Here is a 22,177-nt window from a genome sequence, read left to right as displayed (position 1 = left end):
GCCTTTTGCCCTTTTTCGGACCATCTTCGCAAGCAGAGCTTTAGACCATGTTGCACTGCCAAGGAACTATCATGCGTTTAGCCCTTTACACCGGACTAATACTGGCTGGCGGTTACGCCTGCCTGACCCCGGCGCTCGCCGCCGATCCGACCGGCGACTGGCGGGTTGCCGATGGCGTCGCCAACATTCGTGTCGCCCAATGCAATGGCAGCATGTGGGGCGCGGTTTCTTGGGAAAAACAGCCCGGCGGCCGCGACGAGAACAATCCGGACGCCTCGAAAAAGACCCGGCCCACGCTAGGCCTGGCGACCCTGATCGACATGAAGAAGAAGCCCGGCGCCGATCAGTGGGAAGGTCAGGTCTACAACGCCAAGGACGGCCAGCTCTACAGCGCGACCATCACGCCGGTCGGCACCGACCAGCTCGAGATCAAGGGCTGCGTGATGGGCTTCCTGTGCGGTGGCGAGACCTGGACCCGGGTCAGCCCCCCGATTCCCCTGAGCCCCGCCAACGCCATGGCCAAGGGCGCGCCGAAGCCCACCGGCGCCGCGCCGAAAGCCCCGGCAACGACGGGCGCTACGGCGGCGCAGCCTGCGCCCGCACTTCCCAAGCCCGGCGGCACCGCCAAACCCGGTCAGAAGGGCGCCGCCGACCAGGTCGGCGACATCTGCCTACTCCCTGAGATTGCGGGGTTTGCCCATTAGGGCGGGCTGAAACAGCAGCACGGCGGCGAGCGTCGTTACCAGCGACAGCGCGAGCAGCTTGCCCATGCTGGACGTGCCGGGATGGCTCGACAGCCAGAGGCTGCCGAACGCGGTCGCCGTTGTCAGCGCGCTGAAAAAGATCGCGCGCGTCAGGCTGGTCTGGAGCAGGTTTGTCCTGCCTGAGCGCCAGGCCACGACATAGTAGATCTTGAAGGCCACGCCGACGCCGAGCAGCAGCGGAAACGCGACGATATTGGCGAAGTTGAGCGGCAAGCCGATCAACACGCAGATCTCGAGCGTCACCGCACCGGCCACCAGCAGTGGCACCAGCGTCATCAGCACGTCGACGAACCGGCGCAGCGTGATCCACAGCAGCAGGCCGATCACCAGCAGCGCATAGATTCCGGCATGGATGAACGCCTTCACCACGGTGTCGCCGGATTTCAGGATCGAGACCGGACCGCCGATCGCGGTCGGCTCGGCAACGAGCACAGCCGCCGCAAATTTGCGCAGCGTGTCGTTGTCGTTGGGATCGCCCTTCGGCAGCGCCTCGACGCGGATGATGCCATCCTTGCTCTTCCAGGCGCTAACGAGATCTGCCGGCAATGATTTCAGGGTGACCGGCTCGGCCTGCATCGCGTTCCGGAGCTGGTCGAACACGATCTTCATCGGCGCGACGAACACGTCTTGCGCCTTGTTCCGCGTGGCTTCATCGCCATTGGCGAGCTTGTCCAGCGCGTCCGCGAGCCGACGCGAGGCGACCGCACCCGGGCCCTTCGCATCGCCTGCGGTCCGGCGCAGATTGTCGACCGAGGATTTCAGCGCATCGACGTTTTCCTTGTCCGTCGGCGCGGCGTCGATCTGGTCGGGATTGAGCGCGGGGTTCAGCACCTTGGCGCCCTGCGCGATCAGCTTCAGCTTCGGCGCCTGGTCTTCAGGAACGAAGCTGTTGAGCGACATCACGCGCAACACCTCCGGCACCTTCTCCAGCCTCGCCTCCACCTGCCTTGCCTGCTCTTCCGACGTGGTCATCACGTTGATGGCATTGGCGCCGGTGTTGGGATCCTTGCGCAAATCGAGGAAGGTCGCGATCGACTCTGCCTTCGGGTTGCGCAGGTTCATCGGGTTGAAGTCGAACTTCATGAAATAGAGCAGCGGCAGGCCGGCGACCGCGAGAAACATCGTACCACCGACGACCAGCACGCGGTGCTTCTCCAGGAAGTGATCGAGCGGTGCCAGGAAGGCGTAGCCGACCGGCTCTTTCTCGCCGGGCGGGTTCAACAGCTTCAGCATCGCCGGGAGCACGGTGATGCTGGTAACAAACGCCACCAGCATGCCGACGCCGGCGATCTGACCGAGTTCGGCGATGCCCTTGTAGTCGGTGGGGATGAAGCAGAGGAAGCCGGCCGCGGTCGCCATTGCCGCCAGCGACAACGGAATTGCCGAGCGCTTGGCGGCCAGCACCAGCGCGCCCGAAAGGTCGTTGTGCTTGTAGCGTTCGGAGCGATAGCGGACGCTGTACTGAATGCCGAAATCGACGCCGAGGCCGACGAAAAGCACGGCGAACGCGATCGACAGCAAATTGAGCGAGCCCACCATCATCAGGCCCGCGGCGGTCGTCAGCGCAAGACCGACGAAGAGATTGACGAACACCGCGAAGATGATCTTCGCCGAATGCAGCGCCAGCCACAGGATGAGCAGCACGACCAGGACCGTGCCGATGCCGTTGACGACGGCACCTTCCTGGACGGTTGCATATTCCTCGTTGGCGATCGGGACCGGACCGGTCAGTCGCACGCGCGCCTGATATTTGGTGGCAAAATCCAGATCGGCTGCGGCCTTGCGGATCGCATCGGTTGCGCCTTTGCCGGGCTCGAGCGCGTTGTAGTCGAGGACGGGCTTGAACTCGATGAAGGCGCGCTTGTCCGAATCCGTCAGCGGGTCGTCACTGACGAGTTCGCGCCAGGAGAAGGTCGCGTTGCCCTTGTTGAGCACGGTCTCGACCGTTTGCGCGATCTGGTTGAAGGGCCGTTCGGTGTTGTCGAGCTTGACCTGGCCGCGCTTGACGCCGGCAAGTCCCGTTTCCAGCGCGCCGGTCAGGCCGCGGATCGAGGGATCGCCCGCCATGATCTCGATCAGGGGCGCGGCGGATTCGAACTGACTGGTGACCTTGCCGACTTCTTCGGTCGGCAGGAACAACAGACCATTCTTCTCGAAGAACTCGCCGGTGCCGAGCTGCTGCATCGACTGGAAGTCGGTCTTGTTGTCCTTCAGCTTGGCATAGAGCGCGTCCGACGCCGCGGTCGCCATCTCCGGCGTCTTGGCTTCGACCACCGCCGTGATCGTCGCATCGCGGTCGAAGGCGCGATCGAACTGCTGGTCGCGTTGGCGCCAGTCCAGATTTTGGGCAATCAGCGAGTTGATGTCGGTGTTGATGGCAAAGTGCCGGGACGTGTAATAGCCCGCCCCCACCGCCAGCAGGAGCCCGAGAACGACGACGAGGGAGGCAAACCGGGTGCAGGCCCTGACGGTGGCAACGACTACGCTTTGCAGCACTACTTTTCTTTCTGCGGTTAACAGCTTGCCGGAAACGCCCGCTGTTTAACGGAGTTCCCGGCCGAAACCTATTGCTGTTTTGAGTGGTTATCGCCGTCAGAAGGTTCGAGGTAAACGGCGGAAGACCATGGCAAAATCATGCGGGGCAGTCGGTATAGCCGGGGAGTTGAGGCGGGAAAGTGACGAAGCGCGCGCACAAATGTCTCCACTTTTGCGGCAATGGGCGCCCTCTACTATAGTACCGCAAAAGTGATCCAGTAGGGAACCAAAGTTCGTTCCACCTTTCCTTACTGCCGATTTTTTGACACAAAGTGCTGCGCCTCCATGCACCGGGGCGGCGACAGGGGTGGGCAGCTACCGCCTGCGCGAAACCGTGGTGCGGATATTGCAACTCATTGGTTCGTATCGCGGTGACCCCTGAACTTGAGAGCGGATTGGTGCAACTTGCGTGATGGGCGTCCAATGGAAGTTTATCTGGCGCAACCGCGTGGCTTTTGCGCGGGAGTGGTGCGTGCAATCGAGATCGTGGAACGGGCGCTGGAGAAGTACGGCCCGCCCGTCTACGTGCGCCATGAGATCGTGCACAACAAGTACGTCGTCGAGAGCCTGAAAAACAAAGGCGCGATCTTCGTCGAGGAACTGTCAGAGGTGCCGCCGAAGGCCGTGACGGTCTTCAGCGCTCATGGCGTCGCCCGCAGCGTCGAGGAAGAAGCGGCCGCGCGCGACCTTCCAGTGCTCAATGCCACCTGCCCCCTGGTCACGAAAGTTCACAATCAGGGGAAGCGCTACATCGCCAGGCGCCGCACCCTGATCCTGATCGGCCATGCTGGCCACCCCGAGGTCGAGGGTACGATGGGCCAGGTTCCCGCCCCCGTCCTGCTGGTCCAAAGTGTTGAAGAGGTTAAGGCCCTTGAGCTGCCGGCGGATACGCCAGTGGCCTACATCACCCAGACCACCCTGTCTGTGGATGACACCAAGGACATCATTTCGGCCCTGCAGGCCCGCTTTACAGATATTCAAGGTCCGGATATCCGGGATATCTGCTATGCGACACAGAACCGCCAATCTGCGGTAAGGGATTTGAGCAAGCTGGTCGACGTGATCTTGGTGGTGGGCGCTGCCAATAGCTCGAACTCGAACCGGCTCCGCGAAATCGGCACTGAGGCCGGTGTCGCGAGTTATCTGATTGCCGACGGCAGCGCGCTCAATCCCGAGTGGTTGAAAGATGCCAGAACCGTCGGTGTCACGGCTGGCGCTTCGGCGCCCGAGGTACTCGTGGATGACGTGATCGAAGCAATGCGGCGGATCGGACCGGTCAAGGTCTCGGTGCTCCCCGGCCGCGAGGAAAACATCGAATTCCGGCTTCCGGCCCAACTGGCTGCGAGCTGACCCACCCGAATTTCAAGCCCAGAAAGAAACTTGTAATGGCTATCCCCTTCTTCAAGGAAATGCGTATCGGCGGCTATTTGATCAAGCAGAAGCTGCTTGGCCGCAAGCGCTATCCGCTCGTGCTGATGCTGGAGCCGCTGTTCCGCTGCAACCTCGCCTGCGTCGGCTGCGGCAAGATCGACTATCCGGATGCGATCCTCAACCGCCGCATGACCGCACAGGAGTGCTGGGACGCGGCCGACGAGTGCGGCGCGCCGATGGTCGCCATTCCCGGCGGCGAGCCGCTGATCCACAAGGAGATCGGCGAGATCGTGCGCGGCCTCGTGGCGCGCAAGAAGTTCGTCTCGCTCTGCACCAACGCGTTGTTGCTCGAGAAGAAGCTCGATCTGTTCGAGCCCTCGCCCTATCTGTTCTTCTCGGTGCATCTCGATGGCCTGAAGGAGCACCACGACAAGGCCGTGTCGCAGAAGGGCGTGTTCGACCGCGCCGTCTCCGCGATCAAGGCGGCCAAGGCCCGCGGCTTCACCGTCAACGTCAACGCCACCATCTTCGACGGCCACCCGGCCGAGGAGATCGCCAAGTTCCTCGACCTCACGGTCGAGCTCGGTGTCGGCGTCTCGATGTCGCCCGGCTACGCCTATGAGCGCGCGCCCGACCAGGAGCACTTCCTCAACCGCACCAAGACCAAGAAGCTGTTCCGCGACGTCTTTGCGATGGGCAAAGGCAAGAAGTGGAATTTCATGCATTCCGGCCTGTTCCTCGACTTCCTCGCCGGCAACCAGGAATATGAGTGCACGCCCTGGGGCATGCCCGCGCGCAACATCTTCGGTTGGCAGAAGCCCTGCTACCTGCTCGGCGAAGGCTATGCGAAGACCTTCAAGGAGCTGATGGACACGACCGACTGGGAGACCTACGGCACCGGCAAGTACGAGAAGTGCGCCGACTGTATGGCCCATTGCGGCTACGAGCCGACGGCGGCGACCGCTGCCATCAACAACCCGCTGAAGGCGATGTGGGTGTCGCTGCGCGGCATCAGGACCACGGGTCCAATGGCGCCGGAGATCGACATGAGCAAGCAGCGTCCGGCCCAGTATATCTTCTCGGCGGAAGTGCAGAAGCGCCTGTCGGAGATCCGCAAGGACGAGGCCGCCGCTGCCCAGGAGAAGGCCGCACGGAAGGCTTCGACCGCCGCGTAAGCGCGGTGACCTGTAGCCCGGATGGAGCGCAAGCGAAATCCGGGAGGGTGCCTCCGCGTTGAAGGCCCCGGATTGCGCTCTGCTCCATCCGAGCTACGCAGATCAAAACAAAAGGCCCGGTCGCCATTGGCGACCGGGCCTTTTCATTTTAGTGATCGCAGAACCCGCTCAGGCCGCCTCGGAGACCAGCGCCTCGCCCTCGACCAGCCCGGTGCCGATCAGGAAGTCGCGGCAGCCGCGAAGTGAGCGCAGCGCGCGGTTGAAGTCGAGGCCGGTCGAGACCAGTCCGTGCAGCGCGGTCGGATTGCGCGCGATGCCGCGCAGCACGGCCAGCACGTCGATCTGGCCATTCGGCTTGATGGCGGCGCGGGCGAGCGCCGGCAGCGCGCGATGGGCGGGATCGCTGATGACGCGGACCGCGGCGAACGGCAAGCCGGCCTCGGCGGCGTAGGCGGCCGCGATGTGGCTTTCCATGTCGACGGCGGCCGCTCCGGTCTCCGAATGCAGCGCCGCCTTGCAGGAGCGCCCCGTGACCACTTCCTCGGCACCGGCGAGGCTGCCGCGCACCACGCGGCGGCGCCCCGACGTCAGGCGGTCGATCAGGTCGTCGCCGAGCGAGAGGCCGGCGGCCCAGCGGGTGTCGCCCGCGAGCACCTCGGTCGCCAGCACGACGTCGCCGGAGCGCAGCGTCGGGTCGAGCCCGCCGGCAACGCCAAAGGAGATCACACCGCGAATCGTCTCGGGATCCAGCACCGTCAACAGCGCCCGCAACTGGGTCGGGCTGCTCGACGAACAAATGACCGCCATTCCGGGCCCGGCCGCGATGCGGGCCTCCTGAACCAGTCCAGTCACGATCAATATCGGCCTCGGATCAACGGTTTGACCCGCGGTAAGATAGTCCCCCGTCCCCAAAGTCACATTCCGACCCCTACCACCCTGCTGTTGGTGTTCCGCAAGTTCCGATACCGCGCCAACGCCCACAGCGGGAAGAACTTCGGGTAACCATGGTACCGTAGATAGAATACACGGGGAAAGCCTGTGGCGGTGTACCGCTGTTCGTCCCACAGTCCTTTTTCGTTCTGTGTTGCAATCAGGTACTCCACCCCGCGGGCGACGGCCGGGTGATCAACCTCGCCTGCCGCCATCAGGGCAAGCAAGGCCCATGCCGTTTGCGACGCGGTCGAGGGGGCCGCTTCCCAGCCCCGGTAGTCCAGCCGGTAGCTGACGGCATCCTCGCCCCAGCCGCCGTCCTTGTTCTGGATCGAGGCCAGCCAGCCGGCGGCTTTCCGGATCATGGGGTCGTCATGGCGGACGCCGGCCATGTTGAGGGCGCACAGCACCGACCAGGTTCCATAGATGAAGTTCATCCCCCAGCGGCCATACCAGGACCCTTCCGGGTGCTGGGTCTTTCGGAGGTAGTCGATCCCGTCCGCGACATGCTTGCTGGTCTTCGCGGTCTCGCCGAGCTGGGCCAGCATCGAGACGCAGCGCGCGGTGACGTCCTCGGTCGGTGGATCGAGCAGCGCGCCATGGTCCGAGAACGGGATGTTGTTCAGATAGTATTCGAGATTGTTGACGTCGAAGGCAGCCCAGCCGCCGTCGTCGCTCTGCATGCCCTCGATCCACTCCCGCGCACGGTCGATCGCGGCGTCATAGCCGGTCGCGCCGTGCTCCCGGCGCATCCGGTCCATCGACATCACGACCACCGCGGTATCGTCGAGATCGGGATAATGGGCATTGTTGTACTGGAAGGCCCACCCACCCGGGCGCACGTCGGGCCGTTTCACCGCCCAGTCGCCCTTCACCTCGAGCTCCTGCTTCGGGCTCAGCCAGTCGAGACCCTGCTTGGCCGCAGGCACCGCCCTGTTACCGCCGGCTTCGAGCAGCGCGTGGGCGGTCAGCGTCGTGTCCCACACCGGCGAGACGCAGGGCTGGCAATAGGCTTCGTCGTCCTTGATCACGAGCAGCTTGTCGATACCCCGGCGCGTGATCGCGCGCGGCGGGAAGTTCTCGTCCTTGCCGAGCGCGTCGTACATCATGACGATGTTGGCCATCGGCGGATAGATCGCGCCCATGCCGTCCTCGCCATTGAGCCGCTCCTCGGTGAAGGCGAGCGCTGCATCGATCGCGCGCTTGCGCAAGCTCTTGGGAAACATCGGCTCGACCACGCGCAAAATGCCGTCGAGCGCGCGGAACAGAACGAACCAGGCCATGCTCTGGTGCGGCGCCTTGGCAGTCATGCCGATCGAGCGCGGATCCTGCAGGAACAGCTCGTCGATACCGATGCCCTTGGGATTCCTCGCCCGCGGCTTCAGCGCGGCGATGACCATCAGCGGCACCATGGTGGTGCGCGCCCAGTAGGAGATCTTGTTGATGTGGAAAGGCGACCAGAACGGCAGCAGCACGATCTCGATCGGCAGCACCGGTACCGCGCGCCAGGTCACGACGCCAAACATCGCAAGCATGAAGCGCGTGAAGACGTTGCTGTGAATGGCGCCGCCGCGGGAATGGATCGCCTCGCGCGCACGCACCATGTGCGGCGCGTCGATGGAATCCCCGATCATCTTCAGCGCGAAATACGCCTTCACGCTGGCGCTCATGTCGAACTCGCCGTCATGCACCAGCGGCCAACCGCCATGGGCGCCCTGAACGCGGCGAAGATAATTGGCGATCTTGGCTTCGAGCACGGCATCGACCGGCTCGGCCAGATAATGGCGCAGCAGCACGTATTCGGCGGGAATGGTGCAATCTGCCTCGAGCTCGAACACCCAATGGCCGTCGGGTTGCTGGAAGCCGAGGACGCCTTCGGTGGCCGACACAATGCTCGATTCCAAGTTTCTCAATTCTTGGGCTTCGCGGCTGGTCGCGTTCACGGAATCCATCTCGCTCGATTGCTCCGATAGTCGATTGAATTGGTCGAAATTGACCGGGACAAATGCCCGTCAGGGCCGCCTGTCAGTATCCCTTGGCGGCCAGAACCAGATCGGCGGCGCGATCACCGGATCGGACCGATCCCTCGATGGTTGCAGGCAATCCCGTAGCAGTCCAATCGCCTGCAAGAAACAGGTTTTTCAGCGCAGTGACCGGCCCTGGACGCAGGGCATTCTGCGCCGGAGTCGCCGCAAATGTGGCGCGGCGCTCGCGCACGATCTGCCAAGGGGGCAGCTCGCCGGAAACACCGCCCGCCTTGCAGACGTCGTTCCAGATCGCCTGCGCGAGTTCCTCGCGCGGCATCTCGACCAGACGGTCGCCGTTGCTGATGGTGACGGAAAGCCGGTTCGGGAACGCAAACAGCCATTCCACGACGCCACCGATTACGCCGAGGATCGGAGCCGATCCCGCTGGCGGCTCAACGCGGAAATGCGCATTCACGATGGCGCGGAATTCGGTCGGCGTCTTCAGGCCCGGCAGCAAGTTGGAGGCAGCGCGCGGCGGCACCGCCATCACGACGACGTCGCCCGCGCCGATCTGGACCACATCTTCGCCGCCGAAATTCAGCGCACCGACCTTGCCGTCATGGGTCGCAAACGAGCGCAGCTCATGGCCGAGCTGAACGGTGTGGCCGCGCTCCTGCAGGAACGTCACGGCAGGCTCGATCAGCACCGCACTTAGTCCGTCCCGCGCGATCAGGGGACGGCAGGCCTGCCCGCCGGCAAGCAGCGTCTCGCGGACGATCGCGCCGGCAAGCCCAGCCGAGCCTTCGGGTGGATCGACGTTGAGCGCCGCCAGCAGTAGCGGCTGCACCAGGCGCTGATAGAGGATGCCCTCGCAGGGAATGGACTTGCCGACCAGCGTCTCTTCCGAGGCCCAGATCAGCGGCGCCAGCTTCAGATAATCGGTCAACCCGGTGTCGGGGACGCGGCGGCTCTCGTCGAGCACCCACGTCGGCAGCCGGCCGTCGCCGAGATCGATCTGCCAGCGCTGCCCGGTCGTGATGTCGACGAAGGGAAACTGCGCGCGCTCCGGACCGACGAGGCCCGCCTCGGTGCCGATCGAGCGCGCATAGGCGCGCGCGTGGCTATTGCCGGACAGCAGCAAATGGTTGCCGTTGTCGATGGTGAGATTGGTGGCACCGTCGAAATAGGAACGGCAGCGGCCGCCGGCCTGCTGCGTCGCCTCGTGCACGGCGATCTTGAAGCCGGCATTGGCAAGCCGCACGGCGGCGGAGAGGCCGGAGATTCCAGCACCGATGATGTGAGCTGTTTTTTGCATCAGATGAGAGCGTAACGGAGCAGGATGGCGATGCGTGTGATCTTCGACACACGCACCGGCTCACGCGGCGCGTTGAACCCGCGCGCGATCAGGAGATCCAGAATGGCATGATAGTATTTCGACATCATCCGCGGCGCGCGCACCGCGCGGCGCCGGTTGCGATTCATGATCTCGTCCGACTTCTCGAAATACACCTTTGCGCGTTGCGCCAGCGGCAGGCAGACCTTCGGCAGCGCGCGCTCGACGATCACGCGGTCCGGATCGTTGGAGGTGATGCCGGCATGCAGCAGCGCTTCGCGCGGCAGATAGAGCCGCCCGAGGCCCGCATCCTCGTCGATGTCGCGCAGGATGTTGGTGAGCTGGAGCGCGCGGCCGAGATGATGCGCGAGCTCGATGCCATCTTCTTCCGGCAGGCCGAAGACCCGGACCGACAGCCGCCCCACGGCACTCGCAACGCGATCGCAGTAGAGATCCAGCGTCGCCATGTCGGGCGCGCGGATGTCCTGCGGCACGTCCATCTCCATGCCGTCGACGATCGCAAGGAAATCCTCGCGCTTGAGGCCGAAGCTTTTCACCGACGCGACGTAGTCCTTCAGCCGCGGCGGCGGATTGCCCTGGTAGAGCGCATCGATGTCGTTGCGCCACGCCTGAAGGGCGGCGAGCCGCTCGTCGCGCGGGCCATCGGAATCGGCGATGTCGTCGACCTGGCGGCAGAAGCTGTAGATCTGGAACATCGCTTCGCGCTGGTCGTGCGGCAGGATGCGCATCGCGGCGTAGAACGAACTGCCGGATGCGGTCGAGCCATAATTGGCGCCGGGCGAGGTCGCCTCAAGCGTCATGTGCAGTCCCCGGTCTGGAAATGGCTTTGCGTCCGACCGCGCGGCGGCCGACTTCGCCGATCATGCCGGCGAGGCTGAAGGTGAGGAGCTCGAGCTTGTTCAGGTGCACGCGCTCGCGCAAGGGATCGCGCACCTTCAACAGGCGCACGATGCGGTCGGCATAGGCCTGGATCACGGAGACCTCGACGCCGAGGCGGAAATCCCGGATCTCCGCAGCTAACGACCTGCCCTCCTCGAGCAGCGCTTCGTTGCGCACGGCGAGAGCCTGAAGGCAGGCCAGCATCGCCGGCGGCGACTGCGCCAGTCCGAGCTGCTCGACCGAGGCGCCACTCGCGGCCAGCGCATCGCGCGGCAGGTAGACGCGGTTGAGCTCGCGGAAATCCTTGCCGCAATCCTGAAGGTGGTTGTTGATCTGCAGCGCTGCGCAGAGTGCATCCGACGCGGCCCAGGTCGAGGTGCTCTCACCATGGACGTCGAGCATGAAGCGGCCGACCGGCATCGCCGAGTAGCGGCAATAATGGATGACCTCGTCCCAGTTCTCGTAGCGCAACTTGGTCACGTCCATGCGGAACGCGATGAGCACGTCGAGCGCGTGGCGCGGCGCCATGCCGCGTTCGGCCAGTGCATGCCGCAGGCTGACGGCCTCGGCCTGGGTGTCGCCCTTGCCGAGCAATTCCGCCTCGAGCAGGTCGAGATAAGCGAGCTTCTCGTCGGGCGGCAGCGTGGCGTGGTCGGCGATGTCGTCGGCGGTGCGGACGAAATTGTAATACGCCAGGATCAGCGCGCGATGACGCGGATGAATGATCCAGGACGCGACGGGAAAATTCTCGTCGCGCTCACCCTTGCCGGATCGCAATTCGCTCGCAGAGGTCATCGAGGGCTGGTCTACAATCGTTTGGACAGGAAGGGCTTTTTCGCTCGCGCTAGCCCGTGCCGGCGATGCCGCCGCGGCCCCCATATAGGGGAATACGGCCGCAAAACCAATCCTGTCTCTCGATGGCTGCCCTTTGCGGATCAGGTCCGAAAAGGCGGCCCCGGAGGCCGCCTTTTGTGGGCCAGTGGCCGAGCTTACTGGTTGTGGTTCTTCAGGACCTGGTCGCAGGCCTGCGAGATCTTGGCCCGGTTCTCCTTGAGGCAGGCCAGGATGGTGAAATCGCCCTGGTCGATGACCGGACGGCAGAGCTTCTGCACATCGCGCGAGCAGGCCTTCTGCTCGGCGTCCGTGCCGCGCCCTTGCTGGGCGAACGCTGCGGTCGAGAGGGAGGCCGACAGCAAGGTGAGAGCGACGAGAAGCTTACGCATTGTATTCCTTCATTCTGACGGCAGAATCGCACCAATCCCGGACAGCACAGGCGACGACCGGAACGGAGTATTCTGATGGCAAGTCGCCGCGGGAGTAGCGGCCTCAGAGAAGGCACAAGCACTGGCAAATGCGGCCAAATTGGCGCCACGTCCACCAAATCAGGTCTTCCCTGCGCCTTCTCTGGCAAATGTAAGAGATTGATACTACGCCATAATTCAGGCACGCCGCGTTTTGCTGCGCACCTGTTGCAGAGCTGCATCTCTCCATCCCGCCTTAGGCGCCAGAAACATGCCGAACGCAGAGAATCCGGAGGTCAACCATGGCAAGCGCGCTTCGCGATGCCGACATGTGGGCGGCCGGCCATTGAACCTGACACAGACTCGGAACACTAAACCTTCGATGTGGCGAGACGTCCTTGGCGACAAGCGAACGTCGTTCCAAAACGGGATATTTTGAGATGAAATTCTTTGGGCGATCTGAACTGGCAATCAAGGCGGCCGGCATCGGCGCTGTGCTGCTGTTCTCAGTTTCGGCGAGTCAGGCTCAGTCGTCCGGACCGTTTGCAGGTTTCGAGGGCGCGTGGACCGGGACGGGTACGGTGTCGCTGTCCGACGGCTCCACCGAGCGCATCCGCTGCAAGGCGGACTACAAGGTTGCCGGCACCGGTCTCAGCCTCAAGCAGGCGCTGCACTGCGCGTCCGACAGCTACAAGTTCGACCTCACCAGCGACGTGACAAGCCAGGGTGAGCGCATCTCCGGCAATTGGAGCGAGACCAACCGCAACATCTTCGGCAATTTGCAAGGCACCGCCGGTGGCGGCCAGATCGAGGTTTTCGTCGAGGCCAACGGCTTTGCCGCCAATTTGTCGCTGCGCACCAACGGCACCAAGCAGACGGTGCAGATCTCGTCCAAGGGCGAGATTCGCGGCGTCAACATCACGATGACGAAGGGCTGACAGCTCTTACCGCTTCCAAAGCACCAAGCCCCGGTTCTCGCGAACCGGGGCTTTGTTGTTTTTCGGAGCCGCGGCGCAATCGCCGGACCCGCCGATTCCATGTCCGATGGATGCAGCCGCTCAAATGGCTGGCTTGTCTGTACCCTGAAGCTTGCCGTGCAGATTGATCAGCCACATCGCCGTCGGCCGCAGGATGAAGAGGTCGGCGACGAGCGCCATGACCATCGAGAAGGCGCTGAGCCAGCCGAACAGCCGTAGCGACGGCAGGTCGGAGAACACCGTGACGACGAGACCGCAGGCCAGCACCAGCGTGGTCAGGATCAATGCCGGGCCGACCAGCACGGTCGCGCGCTCGACCGCGAGCGCCGAGCCGACGCCCGGCTTGCTCTCGAGCCTGAGGCGGTTGAGAAAGTGGATGGTGGCGCTTAAGCCCAGGCCAAACGAAACGGTCAGAGCCACGACGCTGGCGAATTGCAGTCCCTCACCCATCGCCCACAGCACCGTTCCCGACATCACCACGGGGAAGATGCCCGGCAGGATGCAGGCGAACATCACCACCCAGGAGCGGAAGGCCAGGCCGATGAAGATCGCGACCAGCGCGAATTCGACGGTGAGCCCGCGATTGAGCTTCTCGATCATGCCGGCCGAGTTGCGCGCGGCAATCGCGGCAAGACCCGTGACCGCCACTTCATAGCCGGGATGCTTCTTGCGGACGGCGTCGAGCTCGGAATCGAGCTTGTCGACGATCGGCAGGAGCTGGCTGGAATCCTTGTCCGGCACGCGACCTGCGACCACGACGGCGTCCTGCTCGGCATCGATGAACCGGCGCACCAGATGCTCCGGAATGACGCTGACATATTCCTTCAGCGTCGCGACATCGGCGCTGCCGGCCTTGTCCGCGAGCCAGCGGCGCAGGGTCTCGACCGACCAGACATTGCCGACACCGGCTGCCTTCTCCACCGTCGCGTGCACGTCGGCGATGGTCTGCAGCGTCTCCGGCGAATAGAGCGATTCACCCTTGGGGAACTGGATCAGAACGTTGACCGGGTTGGCGCCGGTGAGCTTGGCGTCGAGCCGGTCGCTGGCGGCGACCGCCTGGCGCTTGTCCGGCACCTGGTCGGCGAGCCGGTAGCGCGGCTCCAGATTGGCGTAGATGACGCCGAGGCCGGCGACGAACAGCACGGCGATCAGGCTGAACAGGCCGGGACGGCCCACCATGCGCACCGCAATCCAGTAGCAGAAATTACGCAGCGCCTGCACGCCGGCATCCGCGCTCTGGAACTTGGTCGCAAAGACCTTCTCGTTGCGCACCAACAGCACGCCGAACACCGGCACCAGCGACAACACCGCGACCAGCGCGATGATGGTGGCGGCGAGACCCGCCTCGCCGAACTTGCGGATCAGATCGGAGTCGGAGAACTGGAGCGCGATGAAGGAAATGCCGGCGGTGCCGTGCGTCAGCACGCAGGCCGGTCCCACCACCAGCACCGCGTTCTTGAACGCGGTGAACTTGTCCTGGCCCGCGATCAGCCGGTCGCGCGCGGCGAAGGTGAGCTGCATCGAGTCCGAGAAGCTGATCACCATGATGAGCGGCGTCATCACGTTCAGGAACATGTTGAGATTGAAATTGGCCCAGCCGAGCGCGCCGAGGGCCAGCAAGATCGCGATCATCGGCGGGAACGCCGCCGCCACCATGAACGAGATTTTTCTGAAGAAGATGATGGCGATGACACAGCCGGCGAGAATGCCGAGGATGTTGTAGGTGAGCCCGTCGCGCTCGACCGCGTTGCGGATCTCGAGCTGCATCACCGGCACGCCGGAAAGCTGCACGTTGAGCCCGGTGTCGCCGAGGTCTTCCTTCATCAGCGCGCGGATGTCGGCGACGGTCTTGGTCAGCTTGTTGGAGGCGACCACCTCCGGATCGAGCGACAGCACGATCAGCGCCAGCGTGCCGTCCTCGGACAACAGCTTGCCGCGGATGATCTCGTTGGCTTTGACGCCCTCGATGAACTTGTCATAGGCCGCGCCCTCGGGCAGCTCGGGCGGGAACAGCGCGGCGGGAAGCTTGCCCGGCGCCGGCGCCTGACGCGCGGAGAACAGCGAGACCAGTCCGCGCGTGCCATCGACCAGTTGCATGTCGGTGACGAAGTCGCGCAGCTTCTCGAGGTTGTTCCGCGCCAGCAGGGTCTTGCCCTCGACCACGACGAGGACATCGAATTCCTCGGCCGGGAACTTCTTGGTCACCGCTTCATACTGGCGGAATTCCGGCGTGTTGGACCGGAACAGCTGCGACAGCGAATCGTCGATCTTGATCCGGTGGATGCCGAACACGGCGCCGACGATCAGGACGAGCAGGACGATGCAGGAGACGATGGGCGCCCGGACAGCGATCAGCCCGATGCGCTCCAGCCCGAAGGCGATCGAGGACGCAGGTCCCTGCTCGACCTTGTCGACATGAACCTCACTCTCGCTGTGCTTTTCGAGCATGCCTTGTCCAGTTCCTAAATCGGCTCGGGTCTGTGAGCTTGTCGCGCCCCGCGAACGGCTTGAAAATGCCATACCAATGGGAGGCTTGCCCTTTGAAAATGCGCAGAAAATCGCCGCGAGGGGTTTAGCAGGTCAATCACCCTTCTCGCAAGCAGGCGGAGTGTGGCCGAATCGATCAAGATGTGGCGATTTTGCCTTAATGCCCTTCATCCGGGCAAAGCCGTGCCAATTCGACGCGGCGCGCGGTCCGCGCTCTCGTCCTTCAGCGCCACACCGGTCAGTTCCCGCGCGAGCCCCTCGCGGACCAACCAGGCGATCTTGAAGGCGGCCTCGTCATAGCTCAACCCGGCCTTGTGGATGTTCGACACGCAATTGCGCTCGGCATCGCTGCGGCCCGGCCCCGGGGCGAAAGTCAGATAGGCGCCGAGACTGTCAGGCGCCGACAGGCCTGGCCGCTCGCCGATCAGCGTCACGACCATGCGCGCGCCGAGAATGGCGCCGATCTCGTCGCCGAGCGCGACGCGCGCGCCTGAGGCGACGACGACATGGCCGATCGCGACACCATCGTCGGCTGCGAGCAACGGCAGCAGGCGCATCACCAAGGCGGCCGCATGGGCGTGGACCGCCGCCGCCGACAGCCCATCGCCAATCACGAGTGCGAGTTGGCACGGCTCCGAGGCGCTCCGCGCCAGAGCCTCTGCTGATCCAGCATCTAGCCGTCTGCCCAGATCGGGCCGCCGCAGATAATCCCTGCGGTCGACCGCCTGGCTGTTCGCCTCGGTGACGACGAGGCCAAGCGCGCGGAGATCCGCGACCAGCCGCGGCGCATCGAAGACGGCATGTACGGCATCGCGGGCGCGGGCATGGTCCAGCGTGAAATCGAGCAGTGCCCGCGTCGGCAGGCTCGCGCCGCTGCGCCCGAGCGCGACGCGCGCGGGCGTGAGCGACCGCAGATCGAGGGTCGGACGACGCGGGGTGGCCGGATCAGACATGTCGCATCATTCGGCGGGGACGGAGGCCTCGCGTAGCCGGATCGAATAGTTCGAGGCGTTCTGCTGGCCGGTCGAGGCCGCCCGCGCAAAGGTGATGAGATGGTGGGCGATCAGGGTGCAGCCGATCAGGCCTTCGAGATCGCCGCGCTTGATGCGGCCCAGCGCGAACTTCCAGAACACGCGCTTGTAGTCGCCGAGCACGCCGACCTTCCAGAAGATGTTTCGCAGCATGACCAGGCCGCGCCTGATGTTGGGCCAGGTCTTCATCTCGTCCGGTTTCGGCATCTCAAGGCGGTGCACGTAAACGTGGTCGCATTGATACTGGAAGCGCGCGTAGACCTTCTCGGGCTCGTAGGCGACGGCCATGGCGTGCTTCCAGGACGCGACGACGTCGTCGTAGGGCAACAGGAAGTTGACATTGGAATCGCGGCCGTCGTCCTCGACCAGGCGTCCCTCGCGCTCCAACCGGTCCCACAGCGGCGTCTTCGGCAGCGCCTGAAGCAGGTTGATCGTGAGCAGCGGAATCCGCGAGTCCTCGACGAAGGCGAGCAGCGCCTCCGAAGTGTTCGGTTTGTCGGTGTCGAGCCCCATGATGATGCCGGACACGACCTCCATGCCGTAGGAGTTGATGGTTTGCACGCCCTCGAGGATCGGGACCATCATGTTGTGGTCCTTGTGCATCGCCTTCAGCGCATCGGGGTCGGGCGTCTCGATGCCGCAGAAGATGGTGACGAAATAGGCCTCGCGCATCTTCTCGAGGATTTCCGGCCGCTTGGCGATGTTGAGCGTCGCCTCGCAGGCGAGCCGCACCATGTAGCCGGTCCTCTTCTGCCATTCGATCAGATGCGGCAGGAGGTCCAGCGCCGCCTTGCGGTTGCCGATGAAATTGTCGTCGACGAAATAGACCGTGTCGGTCATGCCGCATTCGCGCAGGCGGTCGAGCTCGGCGATGATCTGCTCCGGCGACTTGAGCCGCGGATTGCGGCCGTAGAGCCCGGGGATGTCGCAGAACTCGCACTGATAGGGACAGCCGCTGGAATACTGGATGCTGCCGAGGAAATATTTCTTGACGTCGGCGAGCTCGTAGGCCGGGATCGGAAATTCCGTCATCGGCACACGGTCCTTGGTGGTCAGCACCACCTGCGCTTCCGGACGTGAGATGTCGCGCGACAAGATTTCGAGCAGCTGATTGGTGGCGTCGCCGAGCTCGCCGACATGGAGATAGTCGAAGGAGGGATAGTAATCCGGGCAGGCGCTGACAGAGGGACCGCCGAGCGCGACGGGCAGATCGAACTCGTGGGCGCGGCGGCAGATATCGTTCATCTGCTGGCGCTGGATGTGCATGCCGCTGACGAAGACCGCCTCCGCCCATCCGAACTCCTCCTTCGTCGTGCGGCGAAGGTTCTCGTCGACGAATTTGACCTGCCACTCCTCGGGCAGATAGGCCGCGAGTAGCAAAAGCCCTTGCGGCGGCATGAAGGCGCGGACGCCGTCGGTCAGGGGGTAGGAATGCTCGAACGTCCCGAACGACGATGTGTATCGCGGAAACACGCACAGAATCCGCCGGGACGTCCCGTTACTTTCAGCTCGCATCAAAGCTCCCCCGCCACGCTCGACTTAGCTGCGGAAATTGCCAGACAGGCACATAGCGTAATGCTGCCGCCGGAATTTCTCAATATTGTGGCATGAGCATAATTCCCTAGGGCACCAATGGTTTCCTCGAGCCGCCGGGTGCTTCCGCGGCGTCACGCGATCAGCCGTGAGGCGAAATCGGGCAGCAGGCCTGCATCGCCGGCAAGCCGGAAATCGGGACCCGCAATCCCCGACTGCGCCAGCCAGTCGTCGAACTCCGGCGCGCGGCGCAGTCCGAAGACGTCGCGGACGTAGAGCGCGTCGTGAAAAGACGTGGACTGATAGTTCAGCATGACGTCATCGGCGCCGGGGACACCCATGATGAAGGTGACGCCGGCGGCCGCCAACAGCGTCAGCAGATTGTCCATGTCGTCCTGGTCCGCCTCGGCGTGGTTGGTGTAGCAGATGTCGATCCCGAGCGGCAGGCCGAGCAGCTTGCCGCAAAAGTGATCCTCCAGCCCGGCCCGGATGATTTCCTTGCCGTCGTAGAGATATTCCGGGCCGATGAAGCCGACCACGCTGTTGACCAGGAGGGGCGCAAAGGCGCGGGCAACTCCATAGGCGCGGGCCTCGCAGGTCTGCTGGTCGACGCCGTGATGGGCGTTGGCCGATAGCGCCGAGCCCTGCCCGGTCTCGAAATACATCACGTTCTGGCCGACCGTACCGCGCCTCTGCGACAACCCGGCCTCTTGCGCCTCCTTGAGAAGCGCGAGGTCGATGCCAAAACTGCGGTTGGCGGCCTCAGTGCCGGCGACCGACTGGAAGACGAGGTCGACCGGCACGCCCTGCCCGATCAGCGACAGCGTCGTGGTGACATGGGTCAGCACGCAGGCCTGGGTCGGGATCTTCAGCCGCGCGATGATCTCGTCGAGCAGCCGCAGCAATTGGCCGATCACGGCCGGGTCGTCGCTCGCCGGATTGATGCCGATGCAGGCATCGCCGGCGCCGAGCAGGATGCCGTCCAGGATGGAGGCGGTGATGCCCCTGGCGTCGTCGAAGGGATGGTTGGGCTGGAGCCGGGTGCTCATCCGGCCCTTCAGGCCGATGGTGTTGCGGAAAGCGGTGGTGACCTCGCATTTCCGCGCCGCCAGGATCAGATCCTGGTTGCGCATCAGCTTCGAGACCGCGGCGGCCATCTCCGGGGTGATGCCGCCAGCCAGCTTGCGCAAGATTTCGGTCGTCGCGGCGTCCGATAGCAGCCAGTCGCGAAAGGCACCGACCGTCAGCGAAGCCACCGGCGCGAAGGCCTTGACGTCGTGACTGTCGATGACGAGGCGGGTGACCTCGTCGGTCTCATAGGGGATGACGGCTTCCTGCAAGAACTGCCCGAGCGGGACGTCGGCCAGCGCCATCCGCGCCGCGATCATCTGTTCGGCACTGGCGGCGGCGATCCCGGCCAGCCGGTCGCCGGAGCGCGGCGGCGTCGCCTTGGCGAGCAAGTCGCGCAAATCCGGGAACGTGTAGGTCGTGGCGTCGATGGTGTGGCGGTAGACCAATCGTCTCTCCGGGGTTCGTCGGCCAGAGGCCGACTCCAGGGCCGATCCCAAGACTATACCTTCAGATCAAGACGCTGAAATATCTTACCTTTCTTTCGACCAAGGGCGAAGGGGGCCAAACCCGCCGTTAACGCCGCGTCCATCTTCATTCTGCATAGTTTTGCATCAATTTGTACGACTGCGCTCTCCGGGCCGCTTCCGGCCATTCGGGCCCCTGAAAACCATGAGAATCGACCAATCTGGGAATGCCACCGGCCTCGCCGGCCGCTTCACGCTTGCGACCAAGCTCTACGCGATCTTCGCGCTGTTCGCGCTGCTCACGGCGGCGATCGCGATGCTGTCCGACTACAACAGCCGCCGCGGCGCCGACCTGACGAACGCAATCGAGACCGCGAACGCCGCCGCGCTGAATGTCGAGCGGGTCAACTCGCTGGTCTATGCGGTCGTGATGGAATCGCGCGGCGTCTACATGTCGACTGAACCGGCCGTGGTGAAGAAATACGGCGAGGGCCTGCTCAAGTTCAACGCCCAGATCCTCGACGTCGTGAAGCGCTGGGAGACCATCGTCAAGGCTGACGATGCCGAGCAGTTCGCCACGTTCAAGAAGCGCATCGAGCAGTTCGTCGAGTTTCGCAAAGAGCTGGTGCGCCGCGGCGTCGAGATCAATGCGGCCGCGGGCCGCGAATGGGGCGACAACGACGCCAACCGCGCCGTGCGCTCGGCGCTGAACAAGGATCTCGAGGCGCTGTCCAAGGTCTATGCCGAGCGCGCGAGGCAAATAGGGCACGAGACCGAGACCAATCGCACGCTGTCCTTCGTCCTGACCTGCCTCGCCGGCGTGGCGCTCGCCCTCGTCGTGATCGGCATCGTCATCATTGCCCGCTCGATCGCACGCCCCCTCTCCGCCATCACCGCGACCATCAAGCAGGTCGCCGACGGCGCCGAGAACGTCGTGGTGCCCCACAGCAACCGCGCCGACGAGATCGGCGCACTGGCACGCGCGATCCAGATCTTCCAGGACGCGATGGGGCGTAACCGCAACCTCGCCTCACAAGTCTCGCAGGACTCCGCCGCGCGCGAGGAGCGCGCCCGCCACATCGAACAATCCGTCGACGCGTTTCGCGAGGCGATCGGCGCGATCATGCGCGGCCTCAGCGACAACGCCTCCGTCATGCGCGAGACGGCGCAGACCATCACCCGCGTCACCGCGGACGCGAGCAGCCGCGCCGGCACGGCGGCGAACGCCACCGAGCAGGCATCGCACAACGTCACGGCGGTGGCAGGCGCGGCCGAGGAGCTGTCTGCGTCGGTGGTGGAGATCGGCCGCCAGGTGCGGCAATCCGCCAGCGCGGTCGAGCAGACCGGCCAGCGCACCGAAAACTCGATCGCCGAGATCGAGAGCCTGGCGGCCGCCACGCAACGCATCGACGGCGTGCTCAGCCTGATCCAGGCCATCGCCGAGCAGACCAATCTGCTCGCGCTCAATGCCACCATCGAGGCCGCGCGCGCCGGCGATGCCGGACGCGGCTTTGCCGTCGTCGCACACGAAGTGAAGGCGCTTGCCGGGCAGACCGCGAAGGCGACCGCCGACATCAGCGAGAACGTCTCGATGATCCAGTCCTCCACCCGCAACGCCGTCGACGCTGTCCGCGAGATCGGCGGCGCGGTGCGCGAGATCAACGACGTCACCTCGGCGATCGCCGGCGCCATCGGCCAGCAGGATGCCGCCACGCGCGAGATCTCGTCCAACGCGCAATCGGCTGCCCAAGGCAACGAGACCCTCGTCGCCAACATCAGCTCGCTCCGCGACGCCATCGGCGAGACCGACACTGCGGCCTCCTCGGTGCTGACGGCTGCGAGCAGCGTGACCGAGACGGCGGAGACGCTGTCGCGCGAGGTGGAGAAGTTCTTCCAGAACCTGCGCTCGGGCGCAGCGGACGGCCGTATCGCCAAGGCGGGGTAGCAGCACGTCGATCGCCAGCAGAGCCGGGGGCGGGGTCGCTCCACCAAAAAACGCGAAAACAACCCCATGCACAGTAGCCGGGGATAGCGATATCAATGGCTTGGCTCTAGTCCAAAGCATTCGTATTTTACGAAATGACATTTGACTCGTCGGGCAAAACAGGGGCATGATGTCAATGCTGGAGCCTTCCGCGCTGGGCCGGCAGATCGTGAGAAGCCGAAGGCTGGCTGAGGCCGCCGCCCTGTGAACCAAAGCCGCGGAGCAGTCCGCGGCTTTTTGCTATCGCCACCACCTGGGTTTATCGGAAGCGATGCAGGAGACAATGATCCTTGGAAGCGGCCCAAATGCTCAGGCTTTTCGGCGGGAAGCAGGCCGGAAAGATCACACGCCGAATCGCTAGCGCGAGCTAAGCGGGGCGCCATACCGCGCTCTTGGAGCAGCGCGCGGAACTAA

At 64.3% G+C, this 22,177-nt stretch carries 16 protein-coding genes; 5 read left to right on the top strand and 11 right to left on the bottom strand.

From position 1 onward, the window contains the following. Nucleotides 1-71 precede the first annotated feature (71 nt). Nucleotides 72-704 carry a DUF2147 domain-containing protein gene (locus ABIB66_RS02070; RefSeq protein WP_275170610.1) on the top strand — a complete coding sequence of 211 codons (633 nt, stop codon included), beginning with the start codon at nt 72-74 and terminating at the stop codon, nt 702-704. Here ABIB66_RS02070 and hpnN read toward each other — a convergent pair. After that, entirely contained in the window at nt 672-3,260 is a 2,589-nt protein-coding gene (hpnN, locus tag ABIB66_RS02065; protein WP_275170608.1) for a hopanoid transporter HpnN, read from the bottom strand. The genes ABIB66_RS02070 and hpnN overlap by 33 nt on opposite strands. A 462-nt stretch (nt 3,261-3,722) precedes the next feature. Between hpnN and ispH the strand changes: the two genes are divergently transcribed. Both ispH and hpnH read left to right on the top strand, forming a co-directional pair. Continuing rightward, nucleotides 3,723-4,649 (top strand): 4-hydroxy-3-methylbut-2-enyl diphosphate reductase, encoded by a 927-nt coding sequence (ispH, locus tag ABIB66_RS02060; RefSeq protein ID WP_354206927.1) that lies wholly within the window; start codon nt 3,723-3,725, stop codon nt 4,647-4,649. 35 nt (nt 4,650-4,684) lie between these two features. Further along, a complete protein-coding gene (gene hpnH / locus ABIB66_RS02055) occupies nt 4,685-5,845 on the top strand; it encodes an adenosyl-hopene transferase HpnH (RefSeq protein ID WP_007593619.1) in 1,161 nt (386 codons plus the stop codon). A 168-nt stretch (nt 5,846-6,013) separates the two neighbouring features. Here the strand turns inward: hpnH and ABIB66_RS02050 are convergent, their stop codons facing one another. The 6 genes from ABIB66_RS02050 to ABIB66_RS02025 form a co-directional block, all read right to left on the bottom strand. Further along, entirely contained in the window at nt 6,014-6,763 is a 750-nt protein-coding gene (locus ABIB66_RS02050; protein ID WP_354254067.1) for a phosphorylase, read from the bottom strand. Continuing rightward, entirely contained in the window at nt 6,760-8,727 is a 1,968-nt protein-coding gene (gene shc / locus ABIB66_RS02045; RefSeq protein ID WP_354206930.1) for a squalene--hopene cyclase, read from the bottom strand. Before shc ends, ABIB66_RS02050 begins: the two co-directional genes overlap by 4 nt. Nucleotides 8,728-8,800: 73 nt before the next feature. Further along, the gene (gene hpnE / locus ABIB66_RS02040; RefSeq protein WP_354206932.1) at nt 8,801-10,057 is read right to left on the bottom strand and encodes a hydroxysqualene dehydroxylase HpnE; all 1,257 of its coding nucleotides are present in this window, start codon (nt 10,055-10,057) and stop codon (nt 8,801-8,803) included. Further along, nucleotides 10,057-10,896: a presqualene diphosphate synthase HpnD gene (gene hpnD / locus ABIB66_RS02035; protein WP_275170603.1), complete on the bottom strand. Its 840-nt coding sequence runs from the start codon at nt 10,894-10,896 to the stop codon at nt 10,057-10,059. The genes hpnE and hpnD overlap by 1 nt, the downstream gene beginning before the upstream one ends. Further along, a complete protein-coding gene (gene hpnC / locus ABIB66_RS02030; RefSeq protein ID WP_354206935.1) occupies nt 10,886-11,770 on the bottom strand; it encodes a squalene synthase HpnC in 885 nt (294 codons plus the stop codon). The genes hpnD and hpnC overlap by 11 nt, the downstream gene beginning before the upstream one ends. 194 nt (nt 11,771-11,964) lie before the next feature. Continuing rightward, entirely contained in the window at nt 11,965-12,198 is a 234-nt protein-coding gene (locus ABIB66_RS02025) for a hypothetical protein (protein WP_007593627.1), read from the bottom strand. A 458-nt stretch (nt 12,199-12,656) separates the two neighbouring features. Between ABIB66_RS02025 and ABIB66_RS02020 the strand changes: the two genes are divergently transcribed. Then, nucleotides 12,657-13,154: a hypothetical protein gene (locus tag ABIB66_RS02020; protein WP_106942534.1), complete on the top strand. Its 498-nt coding sequence runs from the start codon at nt 12,657-12,659 to the stop codon at nt 13,152-13,154. A 120-nt stretch (nt 13,155-13,274) separates the two neighbouring features. Here ABIB66_RS02020 and ABIB66_RS02015 read toward each other — a convergent pair whose 3' ends face one another. The 4 genes from ABIB66_RS02015 to ABIB66_RS02000 form a co-directional block, all read right to left on the bottom strand. Further along, nucleotides 13,275-15,641, bottom strand: a complete 2,367-nt coding sequence (locus ABIB66_RS02015; RefSeq protein ID WP_354206937.1) for an efflux RND transporter permease subunit — start codon at nt 15,639-15,641, stop codon at nt 13,275-13,277. 206 nt (nt 15,642-15,847) lie between these two features. Continuing rightward, nucleotides 15,848-16,633, bottom strand: a complete 786-nt coding sequence (eutC, locus tag ABIB66_RS02010; protein ID WP_354206939.1) for an ethanolamine ammonia-lyase subunit EutC — start codon at nt 16,631-16,633, stop codon at nt 15,848-15,850. Between the two features lie 6 nt (nt 16,634-16,639). Beyond that, nucleotides 16,640-18,226, bottom strand: a complete 1,587-nt coding sequence (locus ABIB66_RS02005) for a B12-binding domain-containing radical SAM protein (protein WP_354206941.1) — start codon at nt 18,224-18,226, stop codon at nt 16,640-16,642. 152 nt (nt 18,227-18,378) lie between these two features. Then, a complete protein-coding gene (locus ABIB66_RS02000) occupies nt 18,379-19,761 on the bottom strand; it encodes an ethanolamine ammonia-lyase subunit EutB (RefSeq protein ID WP_354206943.1) in 1,383 nt (460 codons plus the stop codon). 223 nt (nt 19,762-19,984) lie between these two features. Here ABIB66_RS02000 and ABIB66_RS01995 point away from each other — a divergent pair, with 223 nt between their 5' ends. Further along, the gene (locus tag ABIB66_RS01995) at nt 19,985-21,724 is read left to right on the top strand and encodes a methyl-accepting chemotaxis protein (RefSeq protein WP_354206945.1); all 1,740 of its coding nucleotides are present in this window, start codon (nt 19,985-19,987) and stop codon (nt 21,722-21,724) included. Nucleotides 21,725-22,177 lie beyond the last annotated feature (453 nt).

The sequence above is a fragment of the Bradyrhizobium sp. F1.13.3 genome, from assembly GCF_040548265.1.
Classification (GTDB): Bacteria; Pseudomonadota; Alphaproteobacteria; order Rhizobiales; family Xanthobacteraceae; genus Bradyrhizobium.
Note: the sequence above shows the minus strand (reverse complement) of the source record. Positions and strands in the feature narration are given on the sequence as shown.